The organism is Hymenobacter tibetensis, assembly GCF_022827545.1.
In the GTDB taxonomy this organism is placed as follows: domain Bacteria; phylum Bacteroidota; class Bacteroidia; order Cytophagales; family Hymenobacteraceae; genus Hymenobacter; species Hymenobacter tibetensis.
The window spans coordinates 5,500,785-5,513,567 of the sequence record NZ_CP094669.1 but is presented as its reverse complement, the minus strand read 5'-3'; the positions used below and the strand labels follow the sequence as shown (position 1 = coordinate 5,513,567).

Here is a 12,783-nt window from a genome sequence, read left to right as displayed (position 1 = left end):
CCGGTAGCTGGCAACGGACAGCTCACTCACCCCTTCACCTAATTACCCACTTCATGCAGTTTCGCACCGAGAAAGACACCATGGGTACCGTGCAGGTGCCCGCCGACGCCTACTACGGCGCCCAAACGCAGCGCTCCATCGACAACTTCCAAATTGCGCAGGACATCAACCGGATGCCCAAGGAAATCATCCAGGCTTTCGCGTACCTGAAAAAAGCTGCGGCCCTCACCAACCGCGACGCTGGTATTCTGCCTGCCGAAAAAGCCGAACTGATTGGCCGAGTGTGCGACGAAATCCTGGAAGGTAAGCTCGACAAGGAGTTTCCGCTGGTGGTGTGGCAGACGGGTTCGGGCACGCAGTCGAATATGAACGTGAACGAAGTGGTGGCGTACCGCGGCCACGTGCTGCAAGGTGGTCAGCTCAGCGACGAGAAAAAGGTGCTGGCGCCCAACGACGATGTAAACAAGAGCCAAAGCAGCAACGACACCTTCCCAACGGCCATGCACATTGCAGCCTACAAGATTCTGGTGGAAACTACCATTCCCGGTATCGAGAAGCTGCGCGACACACTACGCGCCAAGAGCGAGCAGTTCATGCACATCGTGAAGATTGGCCGCACCCACCTCATGGATGCCACGCCGCTCACGGTAGGGCAGGAGTTTTCAGGCTACGTGTCGCAGCTCGATCATGGCTTGCGCGCCATCAAGAACACGCTGGCGCACCTCTCCGAGCTGGCTTTAGGTGGTACCGCCGTGGGTACGGGCATCAACACGCCTCCCGGCTATTCTGAAAACGTAGCCAAGCACATTGCCGACCTTACGGGCCTGCCGTTTATCACCGCCGAAAACAAGTTCGAGGCCCTGGCTGCCCACGATGCCATTGTGGAAGCCCACGGAGCCCTCAAAACGGTGGCTGCCAGCCTGATGAAGATTGCCAACGACACCCGTTTGCTGGCCTCGGGCCCGCGCGCCGGCATTGGGGAGCTGCATATCCCCGACAACGAGCCCGGCTCCAGCATCATGCCCGGCAAAGTGAACCCTACCCAGGCCGAAGCCATGACCATGGTGGCTGCGCAGGTAATGGGCAACGATGTAGCCATCAACATCGGCGGCATGAACGGCCACTTCGAGCTGAACGTGTTCAAGCCGGTGATGATCTACAACTTTCTGCACTCCGCCCGCCTCATCGGCGACGTATGCGTGAGCTTCAACGACAAGTGCGCCACCGGCATCGAGCCGATTGAAGCCAACATCAAGAAGCACGTAGACAGCAGCCTGATGCTAGTAACGGCCCTGAACCCACACATCGGGTACTACAAAGCGGCCGAAATTGCTCAAACCGCCCACAAAAACGGCTCAACTCTGAAAGAAACGGCGCTCCAACTCGGCTACCTCACCGAGGAGCAGTTCAACGAGTGGCTGAAACCCGAGGACATGGTAGGCGAGATTAAGAAGTAAAATAGTAGCTGGCACTACTGTGTGCTTCTAAGTTTCGCTACTAGGTGCCATCTGGTCTGCCTGGTTGAAAAGGGGAAGCACTGACAGGTGATGTTGGTTGATAGGAAGGCGTATGCACTATGGTGGTCATTGAGTGGCCGCATAGTACATACGCCTTCCTTTTTGCTGGCTATTCCCTTGCGTTCAGCACTGTAGCATCAAGTTGTGTAGCCAAGTTCTTGTGGCTCTCAACCGCATGTGGTAATAGGCCCAAACCTGCGCCCAGTGGGGTTAAAGACCTACTTGCAGATAACTAGATGTTTGAATAATAACAAGTTTCCCTATGCTTTTTGCTAGTCGCTAAGTAATAAGGTTTTATCTTAGCGGCTTGAAATACAGCTGTTTTTGTTTTTTATCAAGCTGATATTGTGAGGGGTGCGCCATTTCTAGGAACCTATAAGATGGCACAAAACAATTAACACCATATGACTGAAACACCTGCCCGTTTGATCAACGCAAACTCCAGTTTGTTTTTAGATGCCATAAGGCTCGGTGCTGCCTTGCTTGTTGCAATTTTTCATGCACATTCCATGTGGTTTCCTTCCGAGGATAATGCTGCAACGCCCCTGCATAACTTGGCTCATGCAGCAGTTGTCGTCTTCTTTGCTTTGTCGGGTTATGTTATTGCGTACACCACTACGGTTAATAATAGAGGACTGCACCAGTATATGCAAGCTCGCTTTAGCCGCTTATATTCTGTGGTCATTCCTGCTCTTATAATAACTGGAATAGCAGAAATTGTGGTAAGCTCTGCTGCCCCAGAATTGCATGATATGTATTCTAGAGGCGCATCCTTGCCTCGTTATTTGTTATCAGGCAGTTTTTTGAACGAAATCTGGTTTATGTCTGCTGCGCCGCCCATGAACACCCCGTTGTGGTCATTAGGGTATGAGTTCTGGTATTATATGATTTTCGGCCTCTGGTTTTTTCGTAGCGCAGGCTGGAAATCAACGGCACTTCTTATAGCAGCCTGCGTAATTGCCGGCCCCAAAATTTTGTTGATGATGCCCATATGGCTGGCCGGATTTGCAGCCTATAGGTTGCCTAAGCTACGTATTAGCACTTCAATGTCATGGCTGATACTAGGTGTACTGATTGTAGCGACAAGCTTTTCGGTGGTGTATTTTCCAATTCTGCCTTACACAATAGGAGCGCCACCACTTTATTTCACAAATCAATTTTTAACTGATTGGGTTAATGGTTTTTTATTTTCGATAGCACTTTGGTTTTTGCCTTTAAGCACATATTCTGTGCCTGCTAAAAGCTGGGTGAGCTGGTTTCGCAAGCTTGCGGATCTTACGTTCCCTATTTATATTCTACACACTCCATTATTAATATTGTCGCGCTATATTTCTGACTACCAAAAGTATAATATCACACAAATGTGGCAGTGCGTTGCGGTGGTTTTAATTACCTCTGCTTTGATTGGGGTAGTGCTGGAAAAGCAGCGTCCTATGTGGACAAAGCTCTTCAAGAATTTATTTAGTTTGACAAGCCATTTTCAATGGAGCAATCAGCCAGTGAAGATATCTAAGAACGAGGCTCCTTAGCGTGCTAGATGCGGTGCTATAACCTTAGCAGCGTAGTTCACGAACAACGGGCAGTTGGCTACTATGCCGGCTGCCCGTTTTCATGGCTGCTTATCCCCACTTTGTGGCGCCCTTCCGGACCTTCCTCGACCAGATTCCGACGACGGGACGCGTGGTGGTCTACTGTCATTTTGATGCCGACGGACTGGCCGCTGGCGCCTTATTTGGGCGCGGCCTCAACCGAATCAACCCGCAATGGCAGGTGGAAGTGGTGCCATCTGGCAAGGGAGAGAATGCCTTCTTGACACCTGGAGTTCAGGAAATGCTGCTGGCGCGAAAACCTGATGCGCTCATCGTTACAGATTTGGGAGTGCATGCGCATGGTACACTGGAAACGGCTGGGGTGCCGGTGCTGTACGTCGACCACCACATTCCGGAAGGCATGCCACCAACGGGCGGCACGGTGCTCACCGGCTACGGCCTCGATCCGGTACCTTGTTCGGCGTGGCTAGCATACGAGTTGCTGGCTGCCGAGGCTGAGGTGACGGACCTACACTGGGTGGCTGCCATCGGCATTCTCTCTGACCTTGGCGACCAAGCCCCGTGGCCGCCACTAGCAGAAACCAAAAAGCAACACACCGCCAAATGGCTGAAAGAAGCCGTGGCCATGTGCAATGCGGCCCGCCGCGCCGGCTCTTTCGACCTCGCCCTGCCCCTGCGTTACCTCTTGCACGACGACAACCCACGCGGCCTAGCACAAGATGCTACCTTGGCCGGCTACCGTGCCGAAGTAGCGGCCGCCCTAGCGGTGGCGCGCAAGCTGCCCCCAAAGTTTCCTCCAGCCGGTCCCGATGCGTCGCCCGTTGCCCTTATTACCATCAACTCGCCCTGCCAGATTCACCCGCTGATTGCACAGCAGTGGATACAACGCCTTCCCGACCGAGTGGTGCTGTGCGCCAACCTCGGCTATCTACCCGATGGCGTGGTGGCTGTATCTGGCCGCGCCGCCAGCCGCGACTTGCACATTCCAAACCTGCTACGCGCAGCTTTCGCCCGCATAGGAGTGGAGCCACCCGCTAATTTCGCGCACGGACACCCGCAGGCCAGCGGGGGGCACCTGCCGCCAGCACAGTATGACTTACTGCTGCAAGGCCTAGGTTATTCATAGGAAGGTTGTTTACCAATGGCTATTTTAGGCATATTTGATGGTGCTCACCTTCAGTTATCAATCCATGGATTTCTCTCAGGACATTATTCTCGAAAGCAACCGCGCCCTGTTACGACCATTGGCTACTGCGGATTTTGAAGGCCTGCAAGCCGTAGCATTCGAGCCCGAACTGTGGCAGTACACTCTAACCCGCGCCGATGACCGCATCAGCCTGGCCGCTTATATTGCGGCTGCCATGCAGGGCCGGGAGCAGCACCAGCGCTACCCTTTCCTAATCATCGACAAAGACACCGACCGGGTGGCGGGCAGCACCAGCTACTACAACATCAACCTGCATGAGGCCCGCCTGTCCATTGGTTACACCTGGATTGGTAGTGAGTTTCAGCGGACGGGCCTGAACCGAGCAGTGAAATACCTGCTGTTTCGCCACGCATTTGAGGTGCTGGGCTGTGAGCGGGTGGAACTGGAAACCGATGCCCACAACCACAAGTCGCAGGAGGCTATGCGCCGGATGGGAGCTACCGAGGAAGGTACATTGCGCAGCCACCGCTACACGCAAGGGGGCCGGCGCCGCGACACGGTGATTTTCAGCGTCATCAAGCCGGAGTGGAACGTGTTGCGCCAAGGAGCATTCCGCGAATTCGATACTCGTGAGTCAGCCTAACCCGCATCCCCGCCGCTTTCCGGCCCTGATGCGCCGCGCCGCCAGTTTCGGCTACGCGTTTCAGGGCGTGGTAGCCGCCTTGCGCTCGGAAGTGCACTTGCAGTTTCATGCTATTTCCACGGTGGTAGTGATAGGGCTTGGCTTTTACTTCCGTCTGAGTTGGTTGGAATGGGCGCTTGTATCCTTGGCGGTGGGCTTGGTGTGGGGCCTGGAGTTGGTGAACACGGCCGTAGAAGCCGTGGTAAATCTGGTGTCGCCGGAGTACCACCCGCTGGCCGGGCGAGCCAAAGACGTAGCCGCCGGTGCGGTGCTGGTTGGAGCGGTGGCAGCATTAGTGGTTGGGCTATTGATATTTGGGCCGCACGTATGGGCGCTGCTTTAAGCCGGTTATCGATTGCCAGCAGTTAGATGCGAGGTATCAGTCAAGCAGACGCAATCTATCAGCCACTCCTTACCACCAACTGGTAACAGGCTGCTCATAACTGGCAACTCACAACTGACGTAAGCGGACGGTTGGGCTCCCGCTTTAGGTGCGCCTGCTTACTTTCGCGTTTTCTTCCCTTAGCCTTATGCGCTCTTCTTTGTTTCGGTTGGTGCCGGTAGTGGTGTTGCTCTGCGGAGTGGCTTGCCAGCAAAATGTGGTACTAACCACCCCCACGGATACGCCCGCCGGAGGAAACACAGGTATTACGTCGACCCCGACTCCTGTTGCCAAGAATACCACTACCCCTGTACCCAACGGCACAATGGTGCAGTTTGACACCACTTCCCGCCCTGGTTGGTTGGAAGAGCGCATCCAAAAGCTTTCAGCAGAGCCCCCTCAGAATCCGGCGGCTCGTATTATGCGGTACCGCTTCGAAGACCAAGTGGTGTACTACGAAACCCTGGGCTGCTGCGACCAATACACCAACCTCTACGACAAAAACGGCAAACTCATTTGCCACCCCGAAGGCGGCATCACGGGCAAAGGCGACGGAAACTGCCGGTACTTCACTAAGCACCGTACTGAAGAGCGGTTGGTCTGGCAAGACGCCCGCCAATAGGGAGCAGACGCTAATGGAGTATATCTTGCGGCGCACTGCGGCACATATCACCTACTATCATTCATAACAGCATCATGATCAACACCAATGAAAAGCTGGGGGCCTACAACGTGTGGGCCAACGCCACCCTGCTCGACCACCTCGACCACCTTGTAGCCGGTGGGGCTACGCTGCCAACTGGTGCCCTCCGTTTGTTTAGCCACGTTTTGAATGCGCAAGCCATTTGGTTAGGCCGCCTCACCGCCACGCCTAGCCCCGTGAAAGTATGGCAGGAGCACGACCTCGCCACGCTACACCACTGGCACGAACAGACTTCCGACCGGTTTCATCAGTACGTTATCAACGCAGATGAAGCGGAGTTACAACGCCTGATTTCGTACACCAACTCCATTGGCGAAACCTATACCAGCCAAGTGTCTGATATTTTCACGCACGTGCCGGTACACGCCAACTACCACCGCGCCCAAGTAGCCAAAGAGCTGCGAGCGGCGGGCCTAGAGCCCATCAACACCGATTTCATTACGTATTGCCGCGAGTTGTCGGCTAAGGCCGCTTTAGCCGACGCCCCGAGTTTGTAGGCCTCTGAATATTTTGGGAAAATCCCTTTTCGGTATTGCCTCGAATGGCCACCGAAAAGGGATTTTGTTTGTTGTAGCTGTATCAAGTTTTCACAACTTCCACTCGTATGCCTAATTCCTTGGTTGCCCCCGTCCTGACTCCCGAGCGCCTACAGGCGGCCTATACGTACGCTAGCTACCGCCAATTAATAAACGACCTGCTTACAGAGAATAAAACCACTGGCCCACAGCAGTCCGATCAGCTAACTGAATACACGCGCCTTAACGTGCAGCGCATGCAGCGCATAGACAAAACGGTGCGCGTGCTACCCGAACTGCAAGCGGCCCTAACCAATTTGCGCCAGCAGTACATTGGCCTGGTTATCACCGAAGGGTGGTGCGGCGACGCTGCGCAAATTGTGCCAGTGCTGGAAGCCGCTGCCCAAGCCAGTGGCGGCAAACTCACAACCCATTACCTGCTCCGCGACGAAAACCTCGACTTGATAGACCGATACCTCACCAACGGTACCCGCTCTATTCCAAAGCTAGTGGTGTTGCATGCCGATACGTTCACGGAGGCCGCCCAATGGGGCCCACGCCCAACGCAGGCACAAACCCTGCTGCTGGAACTAAAGGCCAAGGGCGCTACCCACGAGGAATATGCTGAGAAGATTCATGCTTGGTATGCCCATGACAAAACGCAAGCCACTCAGCAAGAGCTTTTAGCGCTAGTGCAAGGGTTGCAATAACCAGCTTTAACAAACATAAAAAAGCCCCAGCCTATACAGTAGAGCTGAGGCTTTTTGGTTGGCTGCATGTGCGCTAATTAGTCGAGCTTGATCTGGCCGAGGTCGAGCGTCTGGTCGTTGACAACAGACTTGTTAGGCACGGATACCACTTTGTAAGGTGCCTGGCCAGTTGGGGCCGAGGTAGTAGGGAAAAACTCCACCCGATAGGTACCAGCTGGCAAGCCGCTGAAAAGGAACGCTCCGGTAGTTGCATCCGCTGCTGTGCTGAAGGTGTCGGCTGGCGTGATAGACGAACGGATAGCCAGCACCTGTGGCTTGGCCGCTACCGGTGTAACGGAGCCCCGCAGAGCAGCCCGCAACTCCTGGGTAACCACCCGAATGACGGGCTTCAGCAGGTACCGCTCTTTCTTATCGTTGCTGGGGCGCCAGTTGCCGCGCTCCACCACCGACTTGGCCACGTCGAAATCAAGCAGCAACTGAAATTTCTGATGTTCCTGCACTGCCACATTAGCGAGCTTCAACTTAACGCCCGAGGTTTGTCCGCTGGGTGTTTTGAGTTCGTAGCGCTGCTCATCACGGCCGATAACGTAGCTATTAGGGCCAAGCTTCAAGCGAATTTCCTTGAGGGCGCCAGGCTCGAAATCGGTGCTCACCAATAACGCCGAACGACCGTTTACATAATCCAATACGTTGATATCCTGGGCGCTGAAAGGAAGCAGCTTCCACCCTTCAGGATCGTTTTCTTCCTTCAAATGAACTTCAATCTGTTGTACATCGAGCACCACTTTCTGGAAGTCACCGGGAGCATCCATAAGCCGCACTTCCAGTTTCGAAGATTCTTCATCTTTGCTGCAGCTTGCAAAAGCCAAAGTAGTTAGGAGGGCAAGAGGTAAAAATTGAAGCGGTTTCATAAAATATAAATGAGAAAAAGGAAGCGGAGTAACTGAGTGCCTAGGTAGGCAGTCGAGCTACTCCGCAACACGCAACAAGCGTGCCTATATGCCTCTCAAAATTACGAAAAAATTCTATTGACTGGATTTTGTGCTATCCGTCGGAGTAGGGGTTGGCTCCACAGGAGTTGGGGCCGGTTTTGCTTTCGGTTTGCCAAAAAGTAAGTTGTTGAGCCCTTGCTTCGCCTTGGATTCCAGTTCCAGTCTTTTCTTCTCCACTTCCTGCTGCGCCTTGGCCTGTAGTTCTAGCTGTTTGCGCTGCACCTCGCGTTGGAGGCTGTCTTGCGCCACTTTGGCGCGAGCTTGCAACTGCAATTTGGCGCCATCTACTTTGGCCTGAACAATGTTGGTTACCAAGTCTTTGGCCTGCGCCTTCACGCTGCCGGACGCCAGCTTGACGATGGGGCTGCTGGCGGTACCCCCAATGTTGAGGCCAAGGGTTACCCGTTCGGTGCCTTGCAGATTTTGCACACCGGTAAGGCGCGTAAGTTGGCTATTGAGCTGGTTACCAAGCTTGCCCGTGGGCACGTTCAGGGCCGTCACGTACTCCAGCCCGCCGCTACTGATGTTGTTGGAGCCACCCACGGTCATCTTGATTTCGCCTACGTTCACCTCAAACGGCTTCACGATAAAGTTGCCGTTGATGATTTCCGCCGCCACATCTTTGTTGTTCACAGCGAAATTCTTCAACTCCTGAAATTGGGTGAGGCTGCTGATTTTAGTGAGTACTGGCGAGCCACTCACTGCCGCCCGTACAACTTCAAATAGCCCTTTGCCGGTAAGGGTGCTGTAGTTGGGCATCATATCGGGTCCCATTTCGCCGCTCACGTTGAAATTGGTCGAGAAAATACCTTCCAAGTTGTCGGCCAGCGGCACCATGGCGCGCACGGAGTTGAAGGCATTGAAGGCGTTTTGGAAGTTCAGGTTCTTGATATTAAGCCCGAAATCAAACTTTGGATGCGCCAAGTCCTTGCTGCTATACGAGCCGTTGGTGGCAAACGAGCCGCCTAACGTGTTGAAGGTAAGCCCCTGCAACGTGGCCGTTTCGTTGCGCACGCCGACCGTGCCCTTCACGTTCTCTAGCTTCAGGTTGTCGTAAATCACTTGGCCCACGCTAGTGTTCAGGGTCAGGTCGAACTCTTTCGGAATTTGCAGTACACCGTCGGCCTTGGTGGTAGTAGCGGGAGCTTTGGTGGCGGCAGTAGCACCCGGAGTAGGCTTTTCACTCACTTCATCCACCATCCACTCGTTCATGTTGAACCGCTGCGAATTCACCGTGAGGTTGCCGCGCAATGGCTGACCTGGCACGAACAGGTAGCCCATATAATTAGAGATAGTACCTGCCGCCGCTATGTCGGATGAGCCCACAAACCCATTCATGTCTTCCAACACAATCTTGTCGTTGTTGAAGGTGGCAGTGGCCTTGGTTACCTTCATACCCTGTGGCAAGTCGGGGCTCTTGTAGGTGATGTTCTGCGCATTCACCGTACCTGAGGCCACCACCGTTTGGTAGCGGCCAGCTTCAATGTCAGCCATGTTGCCTCTGGCGGCCACGTTGCCGTTGAGGCGGCCCGTTACGGTCATGCCTTCCAGCGGGAATATTTTGGTGAGCTTGGTTAGGTCTACTATGCCTTTCACATCGGCGTCGAAGCGCAGCTTGTCTACGCCCTGGGTAGCCACACGGCCCTCCAACGGCTCACCATCCAGCAGCATGCGGAAATTGGAAATATCTACGCGCGTGTCGTTGAGCTGGCCGGTAGGGTTGAGCACTGTGCCCGTTACAGCCAGGTTCTCGATGGGAGCCGGAAACTGCTTGGACTTCACGTAGCCGTTGGTCAGGTTCATTTTGGCTTGCACCACCGGCATCTGCGTGCTGGAGTAAGTGCCTTTGGCCGTGCCATCTACAAACAGCTTGCCCCGGAGGGCTAGGTCTTGCACCGGATACACCTTCATCATCTCGGCCAGATCTACGTTGGCTTTCACGCGGCCATCCACTTTCATGGGCTCCAAGCCGTCAATAGCCACGTTGCCGTCAACAGGGTTGGGGCCCAAGTCTAGGTGGAACTGCTTTACGTTCACCTTCACGTTGTTGGTGAAGCCAGAAGGGTTGTCCACCACCATATTTACGTTGATGTTCTTGGCCGCCTGCGGCAGCTGCGGATAGTGGAACATGCCGTTTTTCACTTGCAGGTTCACGCCGTAGCCGGGCATTTTCACGTCGTTCTGCACGCCTTTGTAGTAGCCATCAAAAGCTACCAAGCCGCCTGCTTCCACATCTTTAAACTGCGCAGTGTACACTCCCGGAACCAAGCTTAGAATGTTCTTGAAGTCGGTTTCCAGAGCCTTGAACGTCAGGTCATAGGTGATATCGGTAGCGTTGGGCAGCCCGATAGAACCTTGGAACGAGGCAGGGAAGTCATTGAGCTGCACCTTGTTGTCCTTGAAGGTGAACAACATTTTATCGAGGTCCATGGCCATGGTTACGTCGGCCGTTAGCTTCTTTTTGCTTACATACTCGGTGCCGGCATACGTCATGGAGAATTGCTCGGCACGGGTTGCACTTTCCATGTCGAACACATTGCGGGCAAAGTCGCCGGAGCCTGTGTGGTTGAGGCTCCGTAGCTCCATGCTAAAGGGCAGCGTCCGGTCCTCGTAGCGCACGTGCCCATCCTTCACTTCCCACCCCTTGATGGCCAAACTCACCTGGCTGGTATCCTGGCCTTTGGCCGCTGCTGCCGAGTCGGAAACCATAATATCGTAGTTGGCCAGGCCGCTCTTCAGCACTTTCACGCTGATGTCGGGCTGGTCTAAGGCTACGCTGTTGATTTTGATGGTACTGCCCCGCACCACGCTCATCAAGTCTAGGCCCACCCGAAAGGAAGGCAGGTAAGCCAGTGTGTCGCGCGCAAACGAGTCTTGCCCAATCACGCGCAGCTCATCAATGCCCAAAGCCAAGTCGGGGAAGCTACTGAACAGGCTAAGACTGACGTTCTTGGGGTCGTACTGAACCTTGGCATTCACTCGTTCAGCTAACTGCTTATCGAGGGCCTGCTTGATTTTGTCTTTGAACAGAATGGGAGTGAGGGCCACACCAGCCACCAGCACCACCAGAAAAACTAACAGTCCAATCCAGAATTTGCGCATATACTTTCAGTACTTAATTATTGGAGCTTTGCAGCGAAGTAGCTACCGAGCTAAAGCAGGTGGTGGAAGCCCATTGGAGAACTGCTATCAGCTCACGAACGGATTTAAGCCATACAACGAGTGAAGAGCCAGCCCGTAGTATAGCGGTGCTTCCCACCCACAAGGGTAGCGGCCAGTCTGCGGAACAAACTTGGTACACAGCAGGTGCCATCCTACCTTAGACCACGCGCTAAAGCCCTGAGCAACCATACAAAAGTAGCAGCCTCAGGCTTGTAAGCCTGGGGTGCTGGGCCAGAAAACCAGCCCACTCATCGATTTAGAACCTCGACTTTCTGTTAATGCGTAAGGAATTCAGCAATTTAGTTTCTGCAAACAAGTCCGGCGACGCACTACGCGCCGCCGGTTGTGCGTTTATTACGCTGATGATGGGGCCAATCGGAAGGAGGAAATCAAGGAAGTGTACGCTTCGGCAGCCGTTGCTAGCCGGTGCTATGGCGCTGTCGTTGCCCGGCGTTGCACAAGACTTGTATTTCGCTCAGCCTTATGCCAATCGTCTGTTTCAGAACCCAGCATTTGCTGGCCTGCTAGATGATGCCAGCGTTACGTTGAGCTACCGCAACCAATTTCCAACCTTAGCCGGCACTTTCCAAACCAGTCAATTGGCTGCTGATTACCGGTTTAAGGATCAGCACAATGCGGCTGGCTTGTTGATCAACCACGACCGGACCGGTGGCATTGGGTACACCCGCTTCGAGGTAGGAGGTATTTACGCCTATCACACCCGGCTAACCAAAGAGTTGGCATTCAGCGGGGGTGTGCGGGCTAGCTACGGCAACCAGCGTGTCAGCTACGACAACTTGGTTTTTGGCGACCAGCTTTCAGAAGATGGTTCAACGAGCATGCCTACGCGTGAAATCAACGACTTCAGGCCCGTCAGCTACGCCAGTGTGGGGGTAGGCTTATTGCTTTACAGTGAGCGGTTTTGGGTATCGGTGGCTGGGCAGCATCTCAATCAGCCCGACTTGGGATTCAATACGCAAGCCAGTTTGCCATTGCGCTACGAGTTGAGCACCGGCTACAAGCATTATTTTCTGCGTACTAGCGAGAAGCAGCAAGAGCGAGAAGTGAGCCTGACTCCTACCATGCATTACGTGCGGCAAGGTGGTTCAGAGCGGGTGGAAGCTGGACTTTATGGTACTATTACGCCCCTTACTCTCGGGGTGGTATACCGCGGCATTCCGTTGCCTGGTGCTCCTAATCCCCAGCAGATTCTGACGGCCATTGCGGGCGTTAGCGTAGGCAGTTTTCGCTTGGGCTATGCGTATGACGTTGGTTTGAGTGCGTTAAGTGCTGAATTAGGTGGAGCGCACGAAATTTCTTTGGCCCTTCGTGCGTTTGATTCGCTTGATGCCGCATGGCGCCGATTAAAACGCCGGAATTACCCGGTGGCACCTTGTCCGGCATTTTGAATTTTTGTATTATT

At 54.1% G+C, this 12,783-nt stretch carries 11 protein-coding genes; 9 read left to right on the top strand and 2 right to left on the bottom strand.

The window, feature by feature from the left end; translation table 11 throughout:
* Positions 1–53 precede the first annotated feature (53 nt).
* The 8 genes from fumC (at position 54) to MTX78_RS22250 (ending at position 7,206) form a co-directional block, all read left to right on the top strand.
* Positions 54–1,457 carry a class II fumarate hydratase gene (gene fumC / locus MTX78_RS22285; protein WP_243798462.1) on the top strand — a complete coding sequence of 468 codons (1,404 nt, stop codon included), beginning with the start codon at positions 54–56 and terminating at the stop codon, positions 1,455–1,457.
* Between the two features lie 464 nt (positions 1,458–1,921).
* Positions 1,922–3,046: an acyltransferase family protein gene (locus tag MTX78_RS22280; protein WP_243798461.1), complete on the top strand. Its 1,125-nt coding sequence runs from the start codon at positions 1,922–1,924 to the stop codon at positions 3,044–3,046.
* An 82-nt stretch (positions 3,047–3,128) separates the two neighbouring features.
* Positions 3,129–4,193 (top strand): DHH family phosphoesterase, encoded by a 1,065-nt coding sequence (locus MTX78_RS22275; RefSeq protein WP_243798459.1) that lies wholly within the window; start codon positions 3,129–3,131, stop codon positions 4,191–4,193.
* 64 nt (positions 4,194–4,257) lie between these two features.
* The gene (locus MTX78_RS22270) at positions 4,258–4,857 is read left to right on the top strand and encodes a GNAT family N-acetyltransferase (protein ID WP_243798457.1); all 600 of its coding nucleotides are present in this window, start codon (positions 4,258–4,260) and stop codon (positions 4,855–4,857) included.
* The gene (locus tag MTX78_RS22265) at positions 4,844–5,239 is read left to right on the top strand and encodes a diacylglycerol kinase family protein (RefSeq protein ID WP_243798456.1); all 396 of its coding nucleotides are present in this window, start codon (positions 4,844–4,846) and stop codon (positions 5,237–5,239) included. The genes MTX78_RS22270 and MTX78_RS22265 overlap by 14 nt, the downstream gene beginning before the upstream one ends.
* Before the next feature lie 187 nt (positions 5,240–5,426).
* The gene (locus MTX78_RS22260) at positions 5,427–5,900 is read left to right on the top strand and encodes a DUF6970 domain-containing protein (RefSeq protein WP_243798454.1); all 474 of its coding nucleotides are present in this window, start codon (positions 5,427–5,429) and stop codon (positions 5,898–5,900) included.
* A gap of 74 nt (positions 5,901–5,974) precedes the next feature.
* On the top strand, positions 5,975–6,478 hold the full coding sequence (locus tag MTX78_RS22255) for a DinB family protein (RefSeq protein ID WP_243798453.1): 504 nt from the start codon (positions 5,975–5,977) through the stop codon (positions 6,476–6,478).
* A 107-nt stretch (positions 6,479–6,585) separates the two neighbouring features.
* Positions 6,586–7,206: a thioredoxin family protein gene (locus tag MTX78_RS22250; protein ID WP_243798451.1), complete on the top strand. Its 621-nt coding sequence runs from the start codon at positions 6,586–6,588 to the stop codon at positions 7,204–7,206.
* Positions 7,207–7,283: 77 nt separating this feature from the next.
* On the opposite strand, the gene MTX78_RS22245 is transcribed toward MTX78_RS22250, so the two are convergent.
* Together MTX78_RS22245 and MTX78_RS22240 are read right to left on the bottom strand one after the other, a co-directional pair.
* On the bottom strand, positions 7,284–8,018 hold the full coding sequence (locus tag MTX78_RS22245) for a DUF4382 domain-containing protein (RefSeq protein WP_243798450.1): 735 nt from the start codon (positions 8,016–8,018) through the stop codon (positions 7,284–7,286).
* Between the two features lie 213 nt (positions 8,019–8,231).
* Positions 8,232–11,300 (bottom strand): AsmA-like C-terminal region-containing protein, encoded by a 3,069-nt coding sequence (locus tag MTX78_RS22240; RefSeq protein ID WP_243798448.1) that lies wholly within the window; start codon positions 11,298–11,300, stop codon positions 8,232–8,234.
* Positions 11,301–11,791: 491 nt separating this feature from the next.
* Between MTX78_RS22240 and MTX78_RS22235 the strand changes: the two genes are divergently transcribed.
* A complete protein-coding gene (locus tag MTX78_RS22235; RefSeq protein ID WP_243798446.1) occupies positions 11,792–12,769 on the top strand; it encodes a PorP/SprF family type IX secretion system membrane protein in 978 nt (325 codons plus the stop codon).
* The last annotated feature ends 14 nt before the right edge of the window (positions 12,770–12,783 follow it).

Excerpts from the sequence above, each read along its gene's own strand:
- MTX78_RS22270 (WP_243798457.1), top strand. The coding sequence starts at position 4,258 with ATGGATTTCTCTCAGGACATTATTCTCGAAAGCAACCGCGCCCTGTTA.
- MTX78_RS22275 (WP_243798459.1), top strand. The coding sequence starts at position 3,129 with ATGGCTGCTTATCCCCACTTTGTGGCGCCCTTCCGGACCTTCCTCGAC.
- MTX78_RS22235 (WP_243798446.1), top strand. The coding sequence starts at position 11,792 with ATGGCGCTGTCGTTGCCCGGCGTTGCACAAGACTTGTATTTCGCTCAG.
- MTX78_RS22280 (WP_243798461.1), top strand. The coding sequence starts at position 1,922 with ATGACTGAAACACCTGCCCGTTTGATCAACGCAAACTCCAGTTTGTTT.
- MTX78_RS22250 (WP_243798451.1), top strand. The coding sequence starts at position 6,586 with ATGCCTAATTCCTTGGTTGCCCCCGTCCTGACTCCCGAGCGCCTACAG.
- fumC (WP_243798462.1), top strand. The coding sequence starts at position 54 with ATGCAGTTTCGCACCGAGAAAGACACCATGGGTACCGTGCAGGTGCCC.
- MTX78_RS22260 (WP_243798454.1), top strand. The coding sequence starts at position 5,427 with ATGCGCTCTTCTTTGTTTCGGTTGGTGCCGGTAGTGGTGTTGCTCTGC.
- MTX78_RS22245 (WP_243798450.1), bottom strand. The coding sequence starts at position 8,018 with ATGGATGCTCCCGGTGACTTCCAGAAAGTGGTGCTCGATGTACAACAG.
- MTX78_RS22255 (WP_243798453.1), top strand. The coding sequence starts at position 5,975 with ATGATCAACACCAATGAAAAGCTGGGGGCCTACAACGTGTGGGCCAAC.
- MTX78_RS22240 (WP_243798448.1), bottom strand. The coding sequence starts at position 11,300 with ATGCGCAAATTCTGGATTGGACTGTTAGTTTTTCTGGTGGTGCTGGTG.